This window comes from Gordonia sp. CPCC 206044 (genome assembly GCF_048537895.1).
Classification (GTDB): domain Bacteria; phylum Actinomycetota; class Actinomycetes; order Mycobacteriales; family Mycobacteriaceae; genus Gordonia.
In genome coordinates, this window is the sequence record NZ_JBCLVL010000005.1 from 340,191 (window position 1) to 363,229 (window position 23,039).

The window sequence follows — 23,039 nt, forward strand, 5'->3', positions numbered from 1 at the left end:
CGTGACTGATCCGACCGGGACCGACCGGAGACGAACCGGCCTGCGCGGCAGTGTGTTCGGCGTGGCCACCGTGCTGGTGCTCCTTGCCGGACTGCTGAGCGCCTGTGGCGACGACGGGCCGCCGACCATCAACTACGTGGTCGACGCCGACATCGACAGCTACAACGCCAACACGGTCGACGGGAACGCCCGCGGCGTGCTGATGGCGACCACCCGGATGTTGCCGGGTTTCAGCTATCTGGGCGCGCAGGGCCAGGTGACCCCTGATCGTGACATCGGCACCGTCACACCGGTTCCGGGCGGATCGTTGACACTGCGGTACGACTTCAACCCGGAAGCGGTGTTCTCCGACGGGCAGGCACTCGACTGCGACGACCTGGTGCTGGCCTGGGCGGCGATGAGCGGACGATTCCCGGGTTTCCATCCGGCCACCACGGCGGGCTACCGCGACATCGAGTCGGTCGACTGCAATCCCGGGGACCGTACGGCCACCGTCACGTTCGCACGCGGGCGCGACTATCGCGACTGGCTGTCCCTGTTCGGGGCAGGCACGATGGTGCCCGCCCACGTCGTCGCCCGGACGGCGGGTGTTGCGGATGTCGTGGCGCCGATCCGTACCGGTAATCGGGCGGTCATGCCGCGGATTGCGAAGGCGTGGGACACCGGATTCGCCCTCACACCCGGGGACATCGATCCCGCCCGCTTCCCGTCGTCGGGACCGTATCGGGTGGAGCGGTACTCGGAGTCGGACGGACTGGTCCTCGTCGCGAACGAGAAGTGGTGGGGCGACGCGCCTGCGACCGGACACATCGCGGTGTGGGGGCGCGGCACCGATGCCCAATCCAACATCGCCGACGGCAAGTTCGACGTCGCCGACGTGACCGGTGGTTTCGCCGACGACGAGATCTCGCCGACGCCCGAGGCGCCGAGCGTGCACCTGCTCCCGCAGCCGAGCCGGGCACTGTCGGTGGAGCAACTCGTGCTCGCCGAGAAGGGCGTCTTCGGCGACGTCGCGATGCGCCGCGCCTTTGCCTCCTGCGTGCCGCGTGATGCTCTGGCCAGGCAGTTCGGGCAAGGCGCGCAGATGTGGAACCTGCGCGTACTCGCGCCGGCCGACAACCTCGCCGGCCAGCTCAACGGCGGTTTCGGTGCGGCGTATGCCCGACCCGATCTGGGTCGGGCGCGCACGCTGGTCGGCCAGAGCGCCGGACCGGCGCGTGTCCGGGTCGGGTACCTCGCACCCACGCCGCGACGTACGCAGATGGTCGCCGCGATCGCCGATTCCTGCAGGCGGGTGGGTCTCGACGTGGTCGACGCCGGCTCGCCGGACATCGCCCCGGTGCTTGGCACCGATGTGGATGCGCTGCTGGTGGCCAACGGCGCGTCCTTCGCCGCAGCGGGGGCCGCCAACCCGTCCCGGGATGCCTATCAGCTGCGTGGCGGCGATCCGCTCAACCTGGGTGGGTTCCGCAATCCGGCGGTCAGCGGTGCGATCGACGAATTGGCCACCGCCGATCTCGCCTCCGACCGTCTCGAGCTGGTCCGCACCATCGAGAACGCGGCGTGGGCGGAGATGCCGTCGATCCCGTTGTTCGCGGCCCCGCGGATTCAGCGATGGGGTGGCGGGGTCGATAATGTGGTGGCCGGGCTGGGGCGCAACGGCACCGGCTGGAACATGGATCGGTGGACGGTACGTGACTGAGCAACAGGAGCCGACCCGCTCCGGCCACGACGACGACGGCGATGCCGTCACCCGCGAGGCGCTGGCCGAGGCCCGTCGGCAGATCGAGGTGCATGCGCGGATGGTCGCCGACTTCCCGCAGCCGGGTATCGCGTTCAAGGATCTGACCCCGGTGCTGGCCGACCCGTCGGGCTTGTCGTCGATCGTCACGGCGCTCACCCACGGATGTCGCGACATCGGCCTGGTCGCGGGCATCGACGCCCGAGGGTTCCTGCTCGGTGGTGCGGTGGCATGCGAACTGGGCGTCGGGGTGTTGGCGGTCCGCAAGGGCGGCAAACTGCCCCCGCCCGTCCACAGCATCACCTACAGCCTCGAGTACGGCACCGCGACCTTGGAGATCCCGGCGAACGGCATCGATCTGTCCGGTCAGCGCGTGCTCGTCGTCGACGACGTGCTCGCCACCGGCGGGACCGCCGTCGCCACCGCCGACCTCCTCCACCAGGCAGGCGCCGAGGTCGTCGGGGTCGCGGTGATCATGGAACTCGACGGTCTCGGTGGCCGTGCGACCATCGCCGAAGGGCTGGGCGCCGCGCTACCCGTACATGCGGTGACCCACGGCTGAGCGCACACCCGCCGGACTAGACTCGTTTCATCGGTTGTTGCAGATCGGGGAGAGGAGGTCGCCGTGACCGACGAGGTCAACACCACTGCTCGACAGCGCGCGGGGGAGGCGTCCGCGGACGCTGCGGCGAACCGTCCGGCGAATCAGCCCGCCGATCTGGGGGCGCCGTCGTCGGCGTCGCGTCGCGTGCGCGCGCGTCTGGCCCGGCGCATGACCGCCACCCGCAGTCCGGTGCGACCGGTGCTCGAGCCGTTGGTGACCCTGCATCGCGAGATCTACCCGAAGGCCGACGTCGCACTGCTGCAGCACGCTTACGACGTCGCCGACGAGCGACACGAGGGACAGAAGCGCAAGTCCGGGGATCCGTACATCACCCACCCCCTCGCGGTCGCGACGATCCTCGCCGACCTCGGCATGGACACCACGACCCTGGTCGCCGCGCTGCTGCACGACACGGTCGAGGACACCGGGTACTCACTGGAGGAACTGGAGAAGGACTTCGGGCCGGAGGTGGCCCACCTCGTGGACGGCGTGACCAAGCTGGACAAGGTCGCGCTCGGCAGTGCGGCGGAGGCCGAGACCATCCGCAAGATGATCATCGCGATGGCGCGGGATCCGCGGGTCCTCGTCATCAAGGTCGCCGACCGTCTGCACAACATGCGCACGATGCGGTTCCTGCCGCCGGAGAAGCAGGCGCGTAAAGCCCGCGAAACCCTGGAAGTCATTGCGCCCCTTGCTCATCGGCTTGGAATGGCCACGGTGAAATGGGAGCTCGAGGATCTGTCGTTCGCGATCCTGCACCCGAAGCGGTACGAGGAGATCGTGCGTCTCGTCGCCGACCGGGCGCCGTCGCGCGACACCTACCTGGCCCGCGTGCGCGCCGACATCAACAATGCGCTCGGCTCCGCACGGATCACCGCGACGGTCGAGGGACGACCGAAACACTATTGGTCGATCTACCAGAAGATGATCGTCAAGGGTCGCGACTTCGACGACATCCACGATCTCGTCGGTATCCGCATCCTCTGTGACGAGGTGCGTGACTGTTACGCCGCCGTCGGCGTCGTGCACTCGTTGTGGCAGCCGATGGCCGGGCGTTTCAAGGACTACATCGCCCAGCCACGCTATGGCGTCTACCAGTCGTTGCACACCACGGTGATCGGACCCGAGGGCAAACCCCTCGAGGTGCAGATCCGGACCCACGAGATGCACCGGACCGCCGAGTTCGGCATCGCCGCGCACTGGCGCTACAAGGAGAACGGCTACCGGGACAGCGGTCGCAAGGGGAAGGGTCCGCGCCGCGCAGAGGTCGCCGAGATCGACGACATGGCGTGGATGCGCCAGCTACTGGACTGGCAGCGGGAAGCCGCCGACCCCGGCGAGTTCCTGGAGTCGCTGCGCTACGACCTCGCGGTACAAGAGATCTTCGTGTTCACCCCGAAGGGGGACGTGATCACGTTGCCCGCCGGGTCGACTCCCGTCGACTTCGCATATGCGGTGCACACCGAGGTCGGGCACCGATGCATCGGGGCCCGGGTCAACGGCAGGCTCGTCGCCCTGGAACGGAAGCTGGAGAACGGTGAGGTCGTCGAGGTGTTCACCTCGAAGGCGCCCAACGCCGGTCCGTCGCGGGACTGGCAGGAGTTCGTGGTGTCGCCGCGCGCCAAGGCCAAGATCCGGCAGTGGTTCGCCAAGGAACGTCGCGAGGAGGCTCTCGAAACCGGTAAGGACGCCATCGCGAAGGAGGTTCGCCGCGGCGGACTTCCGTTGCAGCGCTTGATGAGTGCCGAGTCGATGGCGGCGATCGCGAAAGAGTTGCGGTACGCCGACGTCACCGCGCTCTACACCGCGGTCGGCGAGCATCACGTGTCGGCTCGGCACGTGGTCAACCGGTTGGTCGCCTCGCTCGGCGGGATCGACGACGCCGTCGACGCGATCGCGGAACGGTCCACACCGTCGACGTTGCCCACGCGCAGCCGTCAGGGCGGTGACGCGGGCGTCGTCGTGGAGGGCGTGGACAACGTCGTCATCAAGCTCGCCAAATGCTGCACACCGGTGCCCGGCGACGAGATCCTCGGTTTCGTGACCCGAGGTGGTGGCATCAGCGTGCACCGCACCGACTGCACCAACGCCGGGTCGTTGCGTCAGCAGTCCGAGCGGATCATCGACGTCTCGTGGGCGCCGTCACCGGAATCGGTGTTCCTGGTGGCGATCCAGGTGGAGGCCCTCGATCGGCACCGCCTGCTCTCCGACGTCACCAAGGTGCTGGCCGACGAACGGGTGAACATCCTGTCGGCGTCGGTCACCACCAGCCGCGACCGGGTGGCGGTCAGCAAATTCACCTTCGAGATGGGCGATCCCAAACACCTCGGACACGTGCTGAACGTGGTCCGCAACGTAGAGGGCGTCTACGACGTCTATCGCGTGACGTCGGCGGCCTGAGTTCTCGGCCCTGCGGCTCCTGCTCGGGGGATCGCTTGTCGTGCAGCATCTTTGGCCCAGGTGACCGCCCGCCGCCACGTCCGAATCGCAGATGCGCCCTGGGCGGTTGTCGGCACCGGGGGAACGGCAATCTGTCCGGCCGTGCCCACACGAGATCCGCCCCACCCAGAGCCTGTCGACGTCCTGTCGACGACGGCCCGGGTGGGGCGGATCTCGTGAGTTGATGACCCGCGGAGCAGGTCGTCCGGGTCAGCTCTTGACGGTCGCGGTGGTGATGTCGACCGGCTGCTTCGGCCGGCCGTCCTCGGCACTGCCGTTGGGGCCGGGGGTGACGCCGTTGGCGGCAATCTTGTCCAGCACGGTCAGACCGGCCGGGTCGACCTTGCCGACCACCGAATAGTTCGGCGCGAGTTGGCTGTCCTGCATGACCAGGAAGAACTGGCTCGAGCCGGTGTTGGACTCACCCATCTGCGGGTTGTTGCTGTTGGCGATCGCAACGGTGCCGCGCGGATAGATCACCGGCTGCGTGCCCGACGACGGATCCGGCTGACCGGCCGGCTTGAGGTCGGTGGGCAGTTCGTCGGGGCTCGACCATCCCGGGCCGCCCGCACCGGTGCCGGTCGGATCGCCGCACTGCAGCACCTTCAGCGACTCGCTGTTGGTGATCCGGTGACAGGGGGTGTCGTTGTAGAACTTGTTCTCCGCCAACGAGATCACCGCGCCGGTGTTGCACGGTGCGCCGTTGCGTTCCAGCGAGACGGGGATGGCGCCCTGGTTGGTGTCGAACACCAGGTTCGCGGTCCCCTCCTTGAGCTGCTTGTCGCCGGGCTTGGGTGCTGTCCGCTGCTTGGCCTGACCCGCATGCATCTCGTCGAGGTAGGCCTGCGCCTGCGCCTTCTGATTGGCGGGCACCTCGGCGGGAACCTCCTTGGGCAGCTGATCGAAGCGGTTCGGCTGATCGGTGTACGCGCACGCCGTCCAGCGTGCCGCCTCACGATCGTCGAGGACCTTCTTGACGATCAGGGTGGTGGCGGTCGCGACGATCGCGACCACGACCACCGTGGACACCGACGCGATCACGATCTTGCGGCGACGGGCCTGCTGTCGTTCGCGTTCGAGGCGTTCTGCCAGCTTGCGCTTGGCCGCTTCGCGTCGTTCCTCGTTGGTGGACACGCGCTAAGACCCTCCTGAAGTCGTGGCTCCCCTTGATGATCGGCGCTGATGCTACCGCGACTGGCCAGTGTGCCAGCCGAACCTGAGAGTTCCATGGTCGGGGCGCTTTGTCACAATGGACAGATGCTGATCACCGGATTCGCCGCGGGGATGTTCCAGACCAACTGCTATCTCCTCGCCACCGAGTCGGGCTCCGAGGCCGTCATCATCGATCCAGGCCAGGACGCGGCGGCCCGGGTTCGCGAGTTGCTCGCCGAACACGATCTGACGCCGGTGGCGGTGTTGCTGACCCACGGTCACCTCGACCACACCTGGAACGCCGCCGAACTCTGCGACGAGTACTCGATCCCCGCGTACATCCATCCTGCCGACCGGCCGATGCTGGCCGATCCCGGGCAGGGGCTCGGACGGGCGCTGGGCCCGCTGATCGGCGACATCGAGTTCCGCGAGCCGGAGAAGGTGATCGAGTTCGCCGACGGTGAGGACGTCGACCTCGCGGGTATCCGGTTCTCCGTCGATCTCGCACCGGGACACACCCAGGGTTCGGTGTTGCTCGGTGTCGAGGTGCCGGTCGAGACCGACGCGGGGTCCACCGAGCTGGTGCCGGTGTGCTTCTCCGGTGACGTATTGTTTGCCGGGTCGATCGGGCGGACGGACCTGCCCGGCGGCGATCATCAGCAACTGCTCGACTCCATCGCCGCCAAGTTGCTGCCGTTGCCGGATCACACACAGGTGTTGCCCGGTCACGGAGCCCAGACCTCCATCGGTCAGGAGCGTGCGAGCAATCCGTTCCTGGCCGGACTGGCCACCAGCTCGTCTGACGCAGACGCACCCAAGAAGGGACGATACGGACTGTGAGCGCCGACTTCGCCGCGCCGCGGGGCATCCCCGACTATTTCCCCCCGAACTCCGCGGATTTTCGGCGGGTGCGCGACACCCTCACCGACGCGGCCCGGCTCGCCGGATACGGGCACATCGAACTGCCCGTCTTCGAGGACACCGGGCTCTTCGCCCGTGGCGTCGGCGAGTCGACCGACGTGGTCAGCAAGGAGATGTACACCTTCGCCGACCGTGGTGACCGCTCGGTCACGTTGCGGCCCGAGGGGACCGCTGGCGTGGTGCGCGCGGTCATCCAGCACGGTCTCGACCGTGGACAGCTCCCGGTGAAGCTCTGCTACGCCGGTCCGTTCTTCCGGTACGAGAAGCCGCAGACCGGCCGGTACCGACAGTTGCAGCAGGTCGGCGTCGAGGCCATCGGCGTCGACGATCCGGCGCTCGATGCCGAGGTCATCGCCATCGCCGACGAGGGCTACCGCCGACTGGGACTGTCCGGCTTCCGGCTGGAGATCACTTCGCTGGGTGACGACGTGAGCCGCGGGCCCTATCGGGCGGCGTTGCAGGAGTTCCTGTCGGGACTCGATCTCGACGAGGCGACACGCAATCGTGCACAGATCAACCCGCTGCGGGTGCTCGACGACAAGCGTCCCGAGGTGCGGGAGGCCACCGCCGACGCGCCGCTGCTCGTCGACTATCTCTCCGACGAATCGCGCGCCCACTTCGACGCCGTGCTCGCGCATCTGAAGCGGTTGGGAGTCCCCTACGAACTCAACCCGCGTCTGGTGCGCGGTCTGGACTACTACACCAAGACCACCTTCGAGTTCGTTCACGACGGCCTCGGCGCCCAGTCGGGCATCGGCGGCGGCGGCCGGTACGACGGGCTGATGCGACAGCTCGGCGCCAAACAGGATCTGTCGGGGATCGGTTTCGGACTGGGTGTCGATCGCACCATGCTGGCGATGGAGGCAGAGGGGGTCGCACACGCCGACGTCGCGCGCTGCCGGGTCTTCGGCGTCCCGCTCGGGGCCGATGCCAAATCCGAACTCGTGGGTGTCGCCGGACGGCTGCGGGCCGCGGGCATCAGCGTCGATCTCGCCTACGGCGATCGGGGCCTCAAGGGTGCGATGAAGGCCGCCGATCGGTCGGGTGCGCGTCTGGCCATGATCCTCGGTGATCGTGAGCTCGCCGAACGTCGCATCGAGGTCAAGGACCTCTCGACCGGCGACCAGCACGAGGTCGCGCTCGACGACGTGGTCACCGAGATCGGGCGGCTGCTGGCCTGAGCAGATGCCCCCGTTGCCGGGTGGCGACGCGGGGCAAGGCTCACCGTGTCATCTCGTCGGCGAGCACGTCCAGCGAGACCCCGCCGAGCGCAAGTGCACGGGCGTGGAAGTCCTTCAACGACCACTCCGGGTGTCTGGCCAGCGCCTGATCGCGGGTCTGCTCCCAGACGCGCTGTCCCAGTGCGTACGACGGTGCCTGTCCGGGCCAGCCCAGGTATCGGTTGAGTTCGAAGCGCAGCACCGTCCGATCCATCGCGACCGCTTCGGTGAGGAACCGCCAGGCCTTGTCGGCGTCCCAGATGCCGCCGCCCACCGATTCCGGTGCGGGTAGTTCGCAGTGGACGCCGATGTCGACGACGACCCGCGCCGCCCGCAGCCGTTGCGAGTCGAGCATGCCCATCCGGTCGCCCGGGTCGTCGAGCCAGCCGAGCTCGCCCATCAATCGTTCCGCGTAGAGGGCCCAGCCCTCCCCGTGCCCGGACGTGAACGACGCCAGCTTCCGCCAGGCATTGAGGTCGTCGCTGACGATGGCGGAGCCGAGTTGGAGATGATGGCCCGGTACACCCTCGTGAAAGACCGTGGTGGTTTCCTGCCAGGTGTGGAACACCGACTGTTCGGGCGGCACCGACCACCACATCCGCCCGGGGCGCGTCAGGTCGGCGCTCGGCTGCGTGTAGTAGATGATCCCGGTCGACGACGGCGCCAGACGGCATTCGAGACGCGTCAGGCGCGATGGCAGGTCGAAATGGGTGCCCGCCAGACCCGCGACGGCGCGGTCGGAGAGCTCCTGCATCCATGCGACGAAGGCATGTCGATCATGGATCGCATACTGCGGCAACGAGTTCAGATGGTCCATCGCGTCCCGGATGGAACCGTCGCCGACGAGCTGCGCGGCGATGCCCGACTGTTCGGAGACGATCGACCGCAGATGGTCGAGCCCCCACTCGTACGCCTCGCCCGGATCCACGTCGGCACCGAGATAGGCGGGCAGGAATCGGACGTAGCGGTCGCGTCCGACCGCGTCGACCTCCGATGCGGCCGGCGCGACCTCGCCGCGTAGCACCTCGGCGAGGTGGCCGAACGCACCGCGAGCGGCCTCCAGCGCGATGTGCAGCGCGCTCTGCAACGCAGGGTCCGCCGCGAACGGCGCGGTGTTGGTCGCGATCGCGTCGGTCGCCTCGTCGGCCTGGGCGGCCACCAGCTCCGCCTGACGACGGGCATGCGCTGGTCCGTGCGTGATCCGATGCCGCAGTCCCTCGACCACGGTGTCGACGCAGGTGGGGATCGCGCGCAGGCGAGCGACGAACACCTCGCGATCGTCGGCGGTGTCGGTGGGCATCAGATCGAAGACGTCGCGGATGGCCTGTAGCGGTGAGGCGATGACATTGCAGTCGCCCACGCGTTCACCTGCGTCGCCGAGGGCGATCTCCCGGCGCAGGGACGCGAGCATGGTGGCCACGGTCACCCGGTCGACATCGTCGACGACGGCCGCATCGGTCAATGCCGACACCGCCGACCGTGCGGCGGCGTCCTGCGCGGCGGCACCCGCGGGCGAGTAGTCGGGGAGCAGGTGGTCGTGGTCGCCGATCCCGACCTCGGTGGCGAAGATCGGGTCGAGACGCGCCGAGTCGGCCAGGTGGGCCTCGGCGAGTCGATCGACGGCGGTCGGTCGACGGCCCGGACGGTCGGCCCCGGTCACAGGTCGTTGGTCGCGAACGTGTCGCACTGACGCTGGTCACCGGACTCGTAGCCGATGGTGAACCAGCGGGAGCGCTGTTGCGCCGAGCCGTGGGTCCAGCCCTCGGGATTGGAGCCCGCACCCTGGATCGTGTCGTCGCCGATCGCCTTGGCGGTCTGGATGACGCTGTCGATCTGCTCCTGGGTGAGCGGTTCGAGCATGGCGTCCGGCCCCTTGTCGGCGTGGTAGGCCCACACCCCGGCGAGGCAGTCGGCCTGCAACTCGATGCGCACCGAGCCGGACATGGGTCCCTGCGACCCCATGCGCTGGCCCTTGGCCAGCACACCGGTCAGGTTCTCGACATGGTGGCCGTATTCGTGGGCGACCACGTACTCCTGGGCGAGTGGCCCGTCGCTGCCACCCATCTGGCGCAGCGTCGCGAAGAACGACGGGTCGAAGTACGCGGTTTCGTCGGCGGGGCAGTAGAAGGGCCCGGTCGCCGACGACGCGGCCCCGCACCCGGTGCTCACCGATCCGGAGAAGATCGTGGTCTTCGGTTCGGTGTATCCGGGCATCTGCTCCGACCACACCTTGTTGACGCTGTTCACCGTGGCGACGATGCGGCAGACATCGTCGGTGTTGGCCTTCTCGATGGTGCACGACCGGATGTGCGCATCGAGTTCGGCGGCGTCCTGGCTGCTGACCCCGGAACCGGTGCCGGTGCCGCCGGTGATCGAACCGGGGTTGATCCCGAACAACAGCGCGACGATCGTCAGGATCAGGCCTGCGCCGCCGCCGAGGGCGATGCGGCCCATCCCGCCCCCGCCGCCCCCACCACCGGAGACGGAGCTGGTGTCCAGGGGACCGCCGCCTTGAAATGTCATGGACCGAGCATATTCGTCGTGAGGCGACAGGCGGTTTCGAACGACGACATGACGACACGCGTGTCGGCATGTGTTCCGGCGACGGCCGGTGCAGGTCGGGTCCGGTGCCGAACGTAGGATGAGCTCGGAGATTCATCGATCGCCGTTTCAACTTGTACCCGTCCTGGGAAGGATTCCGAGTGCTCCGCACGCATCTGGCCGGTTCGCTTCGTCGCGCCGACGCTTCGCAGACCGTCACCGTCACCGGCTGGGTCGCCCGTCGTCGTGACCACGGTGGCGTGGTGTTCATCGATCTGCGGGACCGCTCGGGCGTGGTGCAGGTGGTGTTCCGTGCCGAGGAGGTCGCCGAGTCCGCGCACCGCCTGCGCGCCGAGTTCTGTGTCTCGGTCACCGGCGTGGTCGAAGAGCGGCCTGCCGGCAGTGAGAACCCGAACCTGTCCTCGGGCGACATCGAGATCAACGCGCAGAGCCTCGAGGTGCTCAACGCATCCGCACCGTTGCCGTTCCAGCTCGACGAGACGCCCGGCGAAGAAGCGCGCCTCCGGTACCGCTACCTCGACCTGCGTCGCGAGGGACCGAGCCATGCGCTGCGTCTGCGCTCCCAGGTCAACGCCGCGGCGCGCGGCGTGCTCGCGCAGCACGACTTCGTCGAGATCGAGACGCCCACACTGACCCGGTCGACCCCCGAGGGTGCTCGCGACTTCCTGGTGCCCGCGCGTCTGCAGCCGGGCACGTTCTACGCGCTGCCGCAGAGCCCGCAGCTGTTCAAACAGCTGCTCATGGTCTCCGGGATGGAGCGCTACTACCAGATCGCGCGCTGCTACCGCGACGAGGATTTCCGGGCCGATCGCCAACCCGAGTTCACCCAGCTCGACATCGAGATGAGTTTCGTCGACCAAGACGACGTGATCGCGCTGGCCGAAGAGGTGCTGGCCGCGTTGTGGAAGCTGATCGGGGTGGAGATCACCACGCCGATCCCGCGGATGACCTACGCGGATGCGATGCGTCGCTTCGGCACCGACAAGCCGGATCTGCGGTTCGACATCGAACTCGTGGAATGCACCGACTACTTCAAGGACACCCCGTTCCGGGTCTTCCAGGCCCCCTACGTCGGGGCCGTGGTGATGCCTGGTGGGGCCTCGCAGCCGCGTCGTCAGCTCGACGCCTGGCAGGAGTGGGCCAAGCAGCGCGGCGCCAAGGGCCTCGCCTACGTGCTGGTGGGCGAGGACGGAGAACTCGGTGGACCGGTCGCCAAGAACCTCTCCGACTCCGAACGCGCCGGACTCGTCGCGCATGTGGGCGCCGACCCGGGTGACTGTGTGTTCTTCGCGGCCGGACCTGCCAAGGCACAACGGGCGCTGCTCGGCGCTGCTCGCGGCGAGATCGCCGCACGACTCGGGCTGATCAAGGAAGACGACTGGGCGTTCACCTGGGTCGTCGACGCGCCGCTGTTCGAACCGGCAGACGAGGCGACCGCGTCGGGCGATGTCGCCGTCGGCTCGGGGGCGTGGACTGCGGTGCACCATGCCTTCACCTCTCCCAAGCCGGAGTCCCTTGCGGTGCTGGAGTCCGATCCGGGTGCCGCGCTGGCCTACGCCTACGACATCGTCTGCAACGGCAACGAGATCGGCGGCGGTTCGATCCGTATCCACCGTCGCGACGTGCAGGAACGGGTCTTCGAGATCATGGGGATCGGGCACGACGAGGCGCAGGAGAAGTTCGGCTTTCTGCTCGACGCGTTCGCGTTCGGTGCGCCCCCGCACGGCGGTATCGCCTTCGGCTGGGACCGGATCACCGCGCTGCTGGCCGGCGAGTCGTCGATCCGAGAGGTGATCGCGTTCCCGAAGTCGGGCGGCGGCGTGGATCCCCTGACGGACGCACCCGCACCCATCACCGCGCAGCAGCGCAAGGAATCGGGCATCGACGCCAAGCCGGTGCCGCGCAAGCATGCCGAGTCCGAGACCGGGGCCCCGGCCGACGGGGCATGACCACGTCGACACCGGCGCGGTCGGCTGCGGTGATGGTGCCGCGTATGCCCGACTCGCGCCGGACACGTACGGTTCTGCGGTGACCGCCTCGTCGAACACCCCGGCCGCCGACGGCCTGCCCGAGGTGTTCGACCGGTACCGTCCGGGCGGCTCGGCGGTCGGCGAGATCGATCCGTGGACCACCGACGAGACCCCGGGGCCTGCCCGGTACGACGAGATGCTCGACGATGCCGGGCGACCGCGCGCCGCATGGGCCGACCTGGTGGCCGGCTACGGGGCGCGCGGGGAGAACCGACTCCGGGCCGCGGCTGCGCGACTGTCCGCCGCGATCAGCGACGACGGGGTCATCTACAACGATTTCGACGGCCATCAGACCGTTGCCCGGGACTGGCCGATCGATCCGGTCCCGCTGCTCGTCGACGGAACCGAGTGGACCGAGCTCGAGAAGGCGATCACGCAGCGCTCGATGCTGCTGGATCTGGTTCTGCGGGACCTCTATCGCGACCAGCAGACCATCACGGACGGCGTGATACCGCCGGAGATGGTGTTCGGCCATCCCGGCTACATCCGCAAGGCCGCTCGGCTCGAGGTCGCGGGCCCGCATGCCCTGTTTCTGCACGCCCTCGACCTCGGACGCGCCCCCGACGGCACGGTGGAGGTGTTCGCCGACCGCACGGGTGCCCCGTCGGGCGTCGGGTTCGCGATTGTCGGCAGACGGCTGATGTCGCGGACCTTTCCGCAGCTGTTCCAGCAGAGTGCGCCACGTCCCATGACGACCTTCGCCGGCACCTTGCGGCTCGCGCTCGTCGACTACGCGCCGCCCGGCGTCGACGACCCGACCGTGGTGGTGCTGAGCCCGGGAAGCATGTCGGAGACCGCGTTCGACCAGGCATATCTGGCATCGGTCCTCGGTGTTCCGCTCGTCGAGGGCACCGACCTGACCGTCCGCGACGGGGTCGTCTACATGCGCTCGCTCGGCCGGTACAAACGTGTCGACGTGCTGTTGCGGCGCGTCGATGCCGAGTTCGCCGATCCGCTCGATCTGCGGACCGACTCACGTCTGGGCGTCGCTGGACTCGTGGAAGCGATCTCCCGCGGGACCGTGACGGTGGTCAACACCCTGGGCAGCGGTGTGCTGGAGAACCCGGCGCTGCACACGGTGCTGCCGCAACTGGCGCGACATCTCCTCGACGAGGACCTGCAGTTGCCCTCGGTCCCCACCTTCTGGGCCGGAGACGACCTACAGCGCAGCAAGATCCGCGCCGACATCGATCGGCTGGTGCTCACCAACTTCCACACCGGCGAAGAAGTGCTGACCCCCACCGTGACGGCGCAGGAGCGATCCGATCTGGCCGCGCGTGTGGAGGCAGAGCCATGGCAGTGGGTGGCACGGACCGTCGAGGCGTTCTCGGTGGCACCGAGTATGACGCCCGGGGCGGGTGCGGGGCACGGGCCGCTGCGAGCGGCGCCGGTATCGCTGCGTGCCTTCAGCGTCGCGCAGGGCCCGACCTATGCGGTGATGCCCGGCGGTCTCGGGTCGGTGCTCGCCGACGGATCCGCCGGTGCCGCTCTCGGCGGCGTCGCGGCCAAGGACGTCTGGGTGACCAGCTCCGACGTCGTCGGGCACGTGTCGCGTAAATCGTCGACCCGAACCACGCCGGAGGACGAGATCAGTGTGCGACCGGGACTGCCGGCACGCATCGAGTACTCCGATGTGGCGGCCGGGGCGAGCCCGCGCGTTCTCTCCGACCTGTTCTGGTTCGGCCGGTACGGCGAACGCACCGAACTGGTCACGCGGATGGCGAAGGTCGCTCGCGAGCGCTACCAGGACTTCCAGTACCGGCCGTGGATGAGTGGGTCGGCGTCGGTGCCGCTGCTCCTGCACGCGATCGCCACCGCAACCGCAACCGCGGGCTATCTCGGTACGGTCGAGCTGATCGCAGGCCCCGACGAGGCGGCCTCGCCTGCCGACCGGGTCGACGAGGCGCTGGCCAAGATCACCGACCTCACCGTGGCCCGATCGGTGCCGGGCACCATCGCCTTCGCCCTCGACCACCTGGTGTCGACGGCCCGAGCGGTACGCGATCAGATGTCGACGAGCACGTGGATGGTGCTACGCCCGGTCGAACGGGCGTTGGACCGGCTCGCGACCGGTGTCCGCGCCGCGCGAGACGACGACGGCGCGCTGGCCGCCGATTTCGATGTGGCATCCGAACTCGAGAGCGCCCACGACGATGTGCTGCACGGCGTGCTCGCCCTCGCCGGTCTACAGGCCGAATCGATGGTGCACGACGCGGGTTGGATGTTCATGGACCTCGGGCGACGGATCGAGCGTGCACTCACGGTGGCCGAACTGACCGGCGCGATGTTCGGCGAACAACACGACCGCGACGTCGAACAGGCATTGCTGGAGTCGTATCTGATCGCCAACGAATCGTCGGTGATCTATCGACGTCGCAACCGCGGACTGTATCGCCTCGATGCGGTCGCCGAACTGCTGTTCTTCGACGAACGCAATCCGCGAGCGCTGATCTATCAGCTCACGCTGATGCGCCACGACCTCGCCTCGGTTCCCGACGAACTCCGGTCGGCCGCGGCCGAACGGATCGTGGCCGACCTCATCGCCGAGCTGCGTCGATCCGATCCGGTGGATCTCGTCGCGGTCGGTGCAGACGGCAGGCGCGGGGATCTCGCCGAGCTGATGTCGGTGCTGGCGCACGGGTGCCGGGAACTGTCCGACACGCTGGCCCGGACCCGGTTCGCGCTGCCCGTCGAGGCCCAGCCGATCTGGGGCGGGGGAGGTGACGGCACGGCATGACCGCGCGACGCTACCGGGTCATCCACCGGACCAGCTACACCTACGACGACGTGGTCTCGTCGTCGTATGGTCGGTGCTATCTGACACCCCGCGAACTGCCGCACCAACGTGTGCTCGACACCCGGGTCGAGATCAGTCCCGAACCCGACGACCGGTCGACCGGCGTGGATGTCTATGGAAACACCGACACCTACTTCCACGTCCGTACCGGCCACGACGAGCTCGTGGTCACCGCGACCTCGATGGTCGACGTCGATCCGCCCGACCCGGGCGTGTTGTCGTCGCCTGCGGCGCTGGTGCCCTGGGAACAGGCGCGACCCGCGGTGGCCGGGCCTGCCGGCGCGGCGGCGGTGGAGTTCACCCTGGACCTCAGCCCGCCGGAGATCACCGATGCGGTGACCGAGTATGCGCAGGCGGTGTTCACCCCCGGCCGGCCGGTCGGCGAGGCGGTGGTGGACCTGACCTCGCGGATCTTCCACGACTTCACCTACAAGTCGGGGTCCACGGCCATCAGCACCCGGGTGGACACCGTCCTCGAACGTCGAATGGGCGTCTGCCAGGACTTCGCCCGCGTCGCGATCGCCTGCCTGAGGTCGGTGGGATTGGCCGCGCGCTACGAATCGGGCTACCTGGCGACCGATCCGCCGCCGGGTCGCGAACGGATCTTCGGCGCCGACGCGAGCCATGCGTGGGCCGCGGTCTGGCTGCCCGGTGGTCAGTGGCTGGCGTTCGATCCGACCAACGACAAACTCGTCGACGAACGCCACGTCACGGTGGCCTGGGGCCGCGACTACGACGACGTGCCGCCGCTGCGCGGGGTGATCTACACGGAGTCGAAGAAGAGCCGGATCACCGTGTCGGTCGATGTCGGACCGGTCGAGGGGGACAGCGCCGACGACACGCCCGGGCACGGGAGATCCGGCGTCGGTATACCAGAGAACTGACCCGCCTCGGACGATCATGTGCCATTGTTGACCGGCGTTGCGCCAGACCAGATCTGGCGCGCACAGGGGCGGAACTTTCCGATTGCAGTCCGATGACGGGACTGACGATATGAACCACTATTGGGTAGGTTGGTTGGTGCCATGACGGTAATCACTGAAAGTCGCATCGCCACTGTGGTGCGCGCGGCCGAGACGGTGCTCTCGCACCGGGCCGGTTCCCCCGTCACCCTTGCCGATCCCGAAGACCTCGGCGGAAGTGGTCGCACGGTCGTCGTGCGGGCGCGGGTGACGGTCAACCCGTTGTCGATGGATCGCAGCCTCGTCATCAAGGCGCTGCCCGCCGACGAGGACCCGCGTGCCTTCCATCGCGAACTCGCGTCCTACAAGTACGCGACCGCCCTGCCCACCGAGTCCCGGCCGGGTCCGCAGCTGATCGCCTCCGATCCGGAGGCGCGGTTGCTGGTCCTCACCGATCTCGGCCACGGCCGGTCGATGTCATCGCTGCTCTCGGGCACCGATGTCGCCGAGACGTCGCACGCGGTCAGCGCGTGGGGTCAGGCGCTCGGACGGATGCACGCCGCCACCGTCGGTGGTGAGGTGGACTACCTCGCGCTGTTGCGTCACGGGGCACCCGACGCCGACGAGGAGGACGTCCTCGGTGAGGCCGCCCAGCGTGCGGTGGCCGACGCACCGGCGATGCTGACCCGGCTGGGGGTCGAGCTCCCCGACGACGTGCACGCACGGCTCGTGGACGCCTGCGGGCTGTTCGGCGAGGGCGATCACCGTGCTTTCAGCCCCTCCGACGTCGGGCCGGAGAACATCCTGCTCAACGACGACGGTGTGCAGTTCATGGACTACGAGTGGGGTGGCTTCCGAGACGCCACACTCGACATCGCATACGCCCTGGCCACCTTCGGCACCCAGCTCTCCCATGTCGGCGGTGCACATCGCACCGATCTCGAGATCGCGATGATCGACGCGTGGCGCTCCGAGCTCTATCCGATCTGGCCGGCCCTCGGCCACGACGGTGAGTGCTCGCGCAAGATCCTCACCGCCAGGCTCCTGTGGGAGTGGCTCGCGACGGCGTGGATGCTGCCCGCCGACGACCGCGGCGGACTCGGTGCACCCGCGAGTCCCGCGGGACACACCCACGACTGGTCTTTGCACACCAACGACCCGCGCGTGGTGGTGGCGCGCTGGACGGCTCTCGCAGCCGCAGCCGACCGGGTCGGAGACACCGCGACGGCGGAGTTCGCGACCGGGCTGGGCGCCGCGCTGCAGCACACCTGGCTGTCCTGACCGGGGTCGGAATGGATGGCCTCTTCGACCCGCCCACAACCATGCCCGCTGCAGGCTCCGGCGGTCTGACGTCGGACCCCGCGCCCAACGCGCCGTTGGCGGTCCGGATGCGGCCGAGTTCGCTCGACGAGATCGTCGGGCAAGAACACCTCCTCGGCGCGGGATCCCCGCTACGCAGGCTGATCAACGGATCTGGTGCGGCGTCGGTGCTGCTCTACGGTCCGCCGGGCACCGGCAAGACCACCATGGCGGCACTGATCTCACGGGCCACCGGTGGTCGGTTCGAGGCGTTGTCGGCATTGTCGGCGGGCGTCAAAGAGGTGCGCGCCGTCATCGACGTGGCGCGGCGCCGACTCATCGAAGGCCAGCAGACGGTGCTGTTCATCGACGAGGTACACCGCTTCTCCAAGACCCAGCAGGACGCGTTGCTCGACGCGGTCGAGAACCGCATCGTGCTGTTGGTCGCGGCGACCACGGAGAATCCCTCGTTCTCGGTAGTCGCGCCGTTGCTGTCGCGCTCACTGGTCCTCCAACTGCGCTCGCTCACCGACGACGACATCCGTGAGGTGCTCGGTCGCGCGATCGTCGACGAGCGAGGCCTCGCCGGCCGCGTCGAGGTCACCGATGCCGCACTCGATCATCTCGTCGCGGTGGCGGGCGGCGACGCACGCCGGGCGCTGACCGCGCTGGAGGCGAGCGCCGACGCCGCCGAGAAGGACGACCTCGACGTCGCCGACGTGGAAGCGGCCATCGACCGCGCCGCGGTGCGCTACGACCGCGACGGCGATCAGCATTACGACGTCACCAGCGCGTTCATCAAATCCATCCGCGGATCCGACGTCGACGCCGCGCTGCACTACCTGGCCAGGATGATCGCGGCGGGGGAGGACCCGCGCTTCATCGCCCGTCGGTTGATGATCCACGCCAGCGAGGACATCGGCATGGCCGACCCGATGGCGTTGCAGACCGCGGTGGCCGCCGCGCAGGTGGTGGCGCTCGTCGGGATGCCCGAGGCGAGGCTGGCACTCGCGCAGGCAACGATCCACCTGGCCACCGCGCCGAAATCCGCGGGTGTGGTCTCCGCGATCGGAGCCGCCCTCGCCGACGTCGCCGACGGGAAGTCGGGGGCGGTGCCCGCGCATCTGCGCGACAGCCACTACGCGGGCGCGACCGGCCTCGGCAGTGGCATCGGGTACCGCTGTCCGCACGACGACCCCGACGGTGTGCTCGCCCAGCAGTACCCGCCGGACGATCTCGTCGGCGTCGACTACTACCAACCGACCGACCACGGCAACGAACGGGAGATCGGCGCCCGCCTGGGCAAACTGCGCAGCATCATCCGCGGTGCGGTGTCACGCTCCCGGCGCCGGTAACCTTCGGCCCGCTCGCTACGCTCCCGGCGCCGGTAATCCCGGTTCCGCGATCATCCGTTCCGCCACGTCCCGATCGCCACGTCGTTCCGAGACCGACAATCCGGCGATCACCCCGTCGCGGTTGCGTGCCGGCTGGTTCTGCGACAGCTTGGCCTTGCCCTCCCACCGGGTGATCGCCACCTCGACACCCACGATCGCCCGCAACTGGTCGGTCACATAGTCGGCGGGCGCATCCGAGACCGACCACGGCTCGGTGCGGTCGCGCTCATGTCGCTCGCTCAGCGCCGTCACCTGCTCGCGCAGCCAATCGGGGTCGTCGACCACGTGGAGCCGGCCGTAGACGGCGATCACCTCGTAATTCCAGGTGGGTACGGTTTTCCCGGTCTCGGCCTTGGTGGCGTAGAACGTCGGCGAGATGTACGCGTCGGGGCCGGGGAAGATGGCGACCGTCTCCACCTCGGGGCTCGCCGATCGCCAATGCGGGTTCGCCCGTGCCACATGGCCGAGCAAACGGTGACCTGTGTCGTCGTAGAGCATCGGCAACGGGGTGACCGCCGTTGCGCCGCCATCGCGGTCCGGCGTCGTCAGATAGGCGAGGCGAGCCTCTCGCAGGGCGTCGGCCACCTCGTCGTCGCTCATCGAGAACTTCCGGGGTACGTACACGAAGCACACGATATCGATGCCGCACAGCTGCGGCGGCGCCGTCCTGCCGGTGCCGGTGACCTGCTCACACCCGACCCGGCGGTACCCTGGAGTGTCGCGACCGAACTCCTTCGCCGCCAACCGACAGCCCCGAAACCCCTCACCTAGGACGAACTCAGTGCAGACGCATGACATCCGGCAGCGCTTCCTGGATCACTTCATCAAGGCGGGCCACACCGAGGTACCGAGTGCCTCGCTGATCCTCGACGACCCGAACCTGCTGTTCGTCAATGCCGGCATGGTGCCGTTCAAGCCGTACTTCCTCGGTGAGCAGACCCCGCCATACGATCGGGCGACCAGCGTGCAGAAGTGTGTGCGCACCCTCGACATCGACGAGGTCGGCATCACCACCCGCCACAACACGTTCTTCCAGATGGCGGGCAACTTCTCCTTCGGTGACTACTTCAAGCGCGAGGCCATCGGATTCGCGTGGTCGCTACTGACCAACAGTGTCGCCGACGGCGGTTACGGCATCGACCCGGAAAAGCTGTGGCCGACCGTCTACCTCGACGACGACGAGGCCGAATCGATCTGGCGTGACGAGATCGGTGTGCCCGCCGAGCGCATCCAGCGGCGCGGCCTCAAGGACAACTACTGGTCGATGGGCGTTCCCGGACCGTGCGGCCCGTGCTCGGAGATCTTCTACGACCGCGGACCCGCCTACGGCGTCGAGGGCGGTCCGGAAGCCGATGAGGACCGCTACATCGAGATCTGGAATCTCGTGTTCATGCAGAACATCCGCGGTCCGGGTGGCGGCAAGGACAATTACGAGATCCTCGGACCGCTGCCGAAGAAGAACATCGACACCGGCATGGGCATCGAACGAGTCGCCTGCCTGCTCCAAGGCGTCGACAACGTCTACGAGACCGATCTGCTCAAACCGATCATCGACCTCGCCGCCCAGGTCACCGGGCGCGCCTACGGTGCGGGAAATCACGACGACGACGTGAAGTTCCGCGTCATCGCCGACCACGCGCGCACCTCGGCGATGCTCATCGGCGACGGCGTGCTACCCGGCAATGACGGGCGCGGCTACGTGTTGCGCCGTCTGCTGCGTCGCGTCGTGCGATCGGTGCGATTGCTGAGCGCAGGCAGCGAGGCCGGCGGGGCGACCCCGGTGGCCGCCGAACAGCCGACGATGGCGCAGTTCATCAACCTCGTGATCGACACCATGTCGCCGTCGTATCCCAACCTCGCCGAGCAGCGTGAGCACATCGTCGACGTCGCGGTCGGCGAGGAGGCATCCTTCTCCAAGACGCTGGCCGCGGGGTCCAAGCTGTTCGCCGACGCCGCGGCGGCCACCAAGGCCGACAAGCGCTCGACGATCACCGGTGACGACGCCTTCACCCTGCACGACACCTACGGCTTCCCGATCGACCTCACCCTGGAGATGGCGTCGGAGGCCGGCCTGCAGGTGGATCAGGAGGGCTTCACCGCCCTGATGGCCGAGCAGAAGCAGCGCGCGAAGGCCGACGCCACCGCCCGCAAGACCGGCCACGCCGACCTGTCGGTCTACCGCGAGTTCCTCGACCGCGGACCCACACAGTTCACCGGCTTCGACGAACTGATCTCCGAGGCGCGGGTGCTCGGATTGGTCGCCGACGGTGCGCGGGTGCAGACCGCCGCGCCGGGAACCGAACTCACCGTGGTTCTCGACCGGACTCCGCTGTACGCCGAATCCGGTGGCCAGATGGCCGACGTCGGCACCATCACCACCGGCGACGGTGTCCGACTGCGCGTCACCGACGTGCAGAAGGCTGGCAAGAAGGTGTGGTTGCACAAGGTCGTCGTCGACGAGGGAGAGATCGCCGAGGGCGACGAGGTGATCGCCTCCGTCGACCAGACCTGGCGACACGGGGCCACCCAGGGGCATTCGGGTACGCACATGGTGCACGCGGCGCTGCGCCAGGTGCTCGGCCCGTCGGCGACCCAGGCAGGGTCGCTGAACCGTCCGGGGTACCTGCGCTTCGACTTCCACTCCGGAAAACCGCTGTCGGAGGGCCAGCGCCGTGAGATCGAGGAGATCAGCAACGCGGCCGTCGAGGCCAATCACCCGGTGCACACCTTCGAGACCGGGCTGTCGGAGGCCCGGGAGATGGGTGCGCTCGCGCTGTTCGGCGAGAACTACGGCGACATCGTGCGTGTCGTCGAGATCGGTGGCCCGTTCTCGATGGAACTCTGCGGCGGCACCCACGTCGCGTCGTCGGCGCAGATCGGTCCGGTCACCGTGATCGGCGAATCGTCGGTCGGTTCCGGCGTGCGACGCGTCGAGGCCTACGTCGGCATGGACTCCTTCCGGTACCTGTCCAAAGAGCGTGCATTGCTCGCCGGCCTCGCGTCCTCGCTGAAGGTGCCGTCGGACCAGGTTCCCGGACGCGTCGAACAACTCGTGCACCGCCTTCGGGACGCCGAGAAGGAGGTCGAGCGGATGCGTGCGGACGCCGCACGCGCCGCGGCAGGCGGACTCGTCGACGCCGCGGTGACCGCCGGCGCGACCCTGCTCGTCGGCGGGCGACTGCCCGACGGCCTGGACGCCAACGGCCTGCGCACCATCGCCACCGACCTGCGCGGCAAGGTCGCCGACCGCCAGTCGGTCATCGTGCTCTTCTCCTCGACCGGTGAGGGCGAGTCGGTCAAGCTCCCGTTCGTGGTGGCGACCACCGAAGCAGCCCGTGACCGCGGCATCAAGGCCGGTGACCTGGTCAAGGAGATCGGCGCCCTCGTCGGGGGCCGCGGCGGCGGCAAGCCCGATCTCGCGCAGGGATCCGGCACCGACTCGTCGGGTGTGGATGCGGCGATGGCCCGCATCCGCGAGCTCGTCCGGGATCGATGACCTGGACACGCGGACGCCGTCTCGGCGTCGACGTCGGCAGCGTCCGCGTCGGGGTCGCCGTGTGCGATCCGGACGGCATCCTGGCGACCCCAGTGGAGACCGTGCAGCGCACGACCGAAGGCGACGGGGACATCCGTCGTATCGCCGCCCTCGTGGAGGAGTACGAGGCGATCGGCGTCGTGGTGGGTCTGCCCAAGACACTTCGCAACGAATCCGGCGCAGCCGCCGACGCCGCGCGAGAGTTCGGTGGCCGCCTCGCCGCGCGCATCGCACCGGTGGGTGTCGAGTATCACGACGAGCGTCTGACCACGGTCACCGCGACGCAGGCCCTGCGCGCAAGTGGTGTGAAAGCGAAATCGTCGCGCGCCGTGATTGATCAAGCCGCTGCGGTCGCTATCCTGCAGGGGTGGCTGGATACGCGACGATGACTTCCGCATGCGACCGGCCAGACGGCACAGCGCAATTCGCGATCACGAAGTTGC

Annotated in this window: 16 protein-coding genes; 12 read left to right on the forward strand and 4 right to left on the reverse strand. The window is 68.5% G+C overall.

Going from position 1 to position 23,039, the window contains the following annotated elements; translation table 11 throughout:
* Nucleotide 1: 1 nt before the first annotated feature.
* The 3 genes from AAFP35_RS10355 to AAFP35_RS10365 all read left to right on the forward strand — a co-directional run bounded on the left by AAFP35_RS10355 (nucleotide 2) and on the right by AAFP35_RS10365 (nucleotide 4,745).
* Nucleotides 2-1,702 (forward strand): ABC transporter substrate-binding protein, encoded by a 1,701-nt coding sequence (locus AAFP35_RS10355; protein ID WP_419221476.1) that lies wholly within the window; start codon nucleotides 2-4, stop codon nucleotides 1,700-1,702.
* On the forward strand, nucleotides 1,695-2,303 hold the full coding sequence (locus AAFP35_RS10360) for an adenine phosphoribosyltransferase (RefSeq protein WP_419221477.1): 609 nt from the start codon (nucleotides 1,695-1,697) through the stop codon (nucleotides 2,301-2,303). The genes AAFP35_RS10355 and AAFP35_RS10360 overlap by 8 nt, the downstream gene beginning before the upstream one ends.
* Before the next feature lie 63 nt (nucleotides 2,304-2,366).
* Nucleotides 2,367-4,745: a RelA/SpoT family protein gene (locus AAFP35_RS10365; protein ID WP_419221478.1), complete on the forward strand. Its 2,379-nt coding sequence runs from the start codon at nucleotides 2,367-2,369 to the stop codon at nucleotides 4,743-4,745.
* A gap of 249 nt (nucleotides 4,746-4,994) precedes the next feature.
* Here the strand turns inward: AAFP35_RS10365 and AAFP35_RS10370 are convergent, their stop codons facing one another.
* Nucleotides 4,995-5,918 (reverse strand): peptidylprolyl isomerase, encoded by a 924-nt coding sequence (locus AAFP35_RS10370; protein WP_419221479.1) that lies wholly within the window; start codon nucleotides 5,916-5,918, stop codon nucleotides 4,995-4,997.
* A gap of 123 nt (nucleotides 5,919-6,041) precedes the next feature.
* Here AAFP35_RS10370 and AAFP35_RS10375 point away from each other — a divergent pair, with 123 nt between their 5' ends.
* Together AAFP35_RS10375 and hisS are read left to right on the forward strand one after the other, a co-directional pair.
* Entirely contained in the window at nucleotides 6,042-6,776 is a 735-nt protein-coding gene (locus AAFP35_RS10375) for an MBL fold metallo-hydrolase (protein WP_419221480.1), read from the forward strand.
* Nucleotides 6,773-8,038 (forward strand): histidine--tRNA ligase, encoded by a 1,266-nt coding sequence (hisS, locus tag AAFP35_RS10380; protein ID WP_419221481.1) that lies wholly within the window; start codon nucleotides 6,773-6,775, stop codon nucleotides 8,036-8,038. Before AAFP35_RS10375 ends, hisS begins: the two co-directional genes overlap by 4 nt.
* 40 nt (nucleotides 8,039-8,078) lie before the next feature.
* On the opposite strand, the gene AAFP35_RS10385 is transcribed toward hisS, so the two are convergent.
* Nucleotides 8,079-9,737 carry a DUF885 domain-containing protein gene (locus AAFP35_RS10385; RefSeq protein WP_419221482.1) on the reverse strand — a complete coding sequence of 553 codons (1,659 nt, stop codon included), beginning with the start codon at nucleotides 9,735-9,737 and terminating at the stop codon, nucleotides 8,079-8,081.
* On the reverse strand, nucleotides 9,734-10,600 hold the full coding sequence (locus tag AAFP35_RS10390; protein WP_419221483.1) for a neutral zinc metallopeptidase: 867 nt from the start codon (nucleotides 10,598-10,600) through the stop codon (nucleotides 9,734-9,736). The genes AAFP35_RS10385 and AAFP35_RS10390 overlap by 4 nt, the downstream gene beginning before the upstream one ends.
* A 179-nt stretch (nucleotides 10,601-10,779) precedes the next feature.
* On the opposite strand from AAFP35_RS10390, the gene aspS reads away from it, so the two are divergent.
* From aspS to AAFP35_RS10415, 5 genes are all read left to right on the forward strand, one after another.
* Nucleotides 10,780-12,588 carry an aspartate--tRNA ligase gene (gene aspS, locus AAFP35_RS10395; RefSeq protein WP_419221484.1) on the forward strand — a complete coding sequence of 603 codons (1,809 nt, stop codon included), beginning with the start codon at nucleotides 10,780-10,782 and terminating at the stop codon, nucleotides 12,586-12,588.
* 79 nt (nucleotides 12,589-12,667) lie between these two features.
* Nucleotides 12,668-15,406, forward strand: coding sequence for a circularly permuted type 2 ATP-grasp protein (locus tag AAFP35_RS10400; protein WP_419221485.1), 2,739 nt, complete (start codon nucleotides 12,668-12,670; stop codon nucleotides 15,404-15,406).
* Nucleotides 15,403-16,350: a transglutaminase family protein gene (locus AAFP35_RS10405; protein WP_419221486.1), complete on the forward strand. Its 948-nt coding sequence runs from the start codon at nucleotides 15,403-15,405 to the stop codon at nucleotides 16,348-16,350. The genes AAFP35_RS10400 and AAFP35_RS10405 overlap by 4 nt, the downstream gene beginning before the upstream one ends.
* Before the next feature lie 141 nt (nucleotides 16,351-16,491).
* Nucleotides 16,492-17,649: a hypothetical protein gene (locus AAFP35_RS10410; protein WP_419221487.1), complete on the forward strand. Its 1,158-nt coding sequence runs from the start codon at nucleotides 16,492-16,494 to the stop codon at nucleotides 17,647-17,649.
* Nucleotides 17,650-17,660: 11 nt separating this feature from the next.
* Nucleotides 17,661-19,022 carry a replication-associated recombination protein A gene (locus AAFP35_RS10415; RefSeq protein WP_419221488.1) on the forward strand — a complete coding sequence of 454 codons (1,362 nt, stop codon included), beginning with the start codon at nucleotides 17,661-17,663 and terminating at the stop codon, nucleotides 19,020-19,022.
* Nucleotides 19,023-19,037: 15 nt separating this feature from the next.
* Here the strand turns inward: AAFP35_RS10415 and AAFP35_RS10420 are convergent, their stop codons facing one another.
* Nucleotides 19,038-19,685, reverse strand: coding sequence for an FMN-binding negative transcriptional regulator (locus AAFP35_RS10420; protein ID WP_419221489.1), 648 nt, complete (start codon nucleotides 19,683-19,685; stop codon nucleotides 19,038-19,040).
* Between the two features lie 157 nt (nucleotides 19,686-19,842).
* Between AAFP35_RS10420 and alaS the strand changes: the two genes are divergently transcribed.
* Both alaS and ruvX read left to right on the forward strand, forming a co-directional pair.
* Entirely contained in the window at nucleotides 19,843-22,557 is a 2,715-nt protein-coding gene (gene alaS / locus AAFP35_RS10425; RefSeq protein ID WP_419221490.1) for an alanine--tRNA ligase, read from the forward strand.
* The gene (gene ruvX / locus AAFP35_RS10430) at nucleotides 22,554-22,985 is read left to right on the forward strand and encodes a Holliday junction resolvase RuvX (protein ID WP_419221491.1); all 432 of its coding nucleotides are present in this window, start codon (nucleotides 22,554-22,556) and stop codon (nucleotides 22,983-22,985) included. The genes alaS and ruvX overlap by 4 nt, the downstream gene beginning before the upstream one ends.
* Nucleotides 22,986-23,039: the final 54 nt, after the last annotated feature.

Excerpts from the sequence above, each read along its gene's own strand:
- AAFP35_RS10375 (WP_419221480.1), top strand. The coding sequence starts at position 6,042 with ATGCTGATCACCGGATTCGCCGCGGGGATGTTCCAGACCAACTGCTAT.
- AAFP35_RS10390 (WP_419221483.1), bottom strand. The coding sequence starts at position 10,600 with ATGACATTTCAAGGCGGCGGTCCCCTGGACACCAGCTCCGTCTCCGGT.
- AAFP35_RS10405 (WP_419221486.1), top strand. The coding sequence starts at position 15,403 with ATGACCGCGCGACGCTACCGGGTCATCCACCGGACCAGCTACACCTAC.
- AAFP35_RS10410 (WP_419221487.1), top strand. The coding sequence starts at position 16,492 with ATGACGGTAATCACTGAAAGTCGCATCGCCACTGTGGTGCGCGCGGCC.
- AAFP35_RS10415 (WP_419221488.1), top strand. The coding sequence starts at position 17,661 with ATGGATGGCCTCTTCGACCCGCCCACAACCATGCCCGCTGCAGGCTCC.
- ruvX (WP_419221491.1), top strand. The coding sequence starts at position 22,554 with ATGACCTGGACACGCGGACGCCGTCTCGGCGTCGACGTCGGCAGCGTC.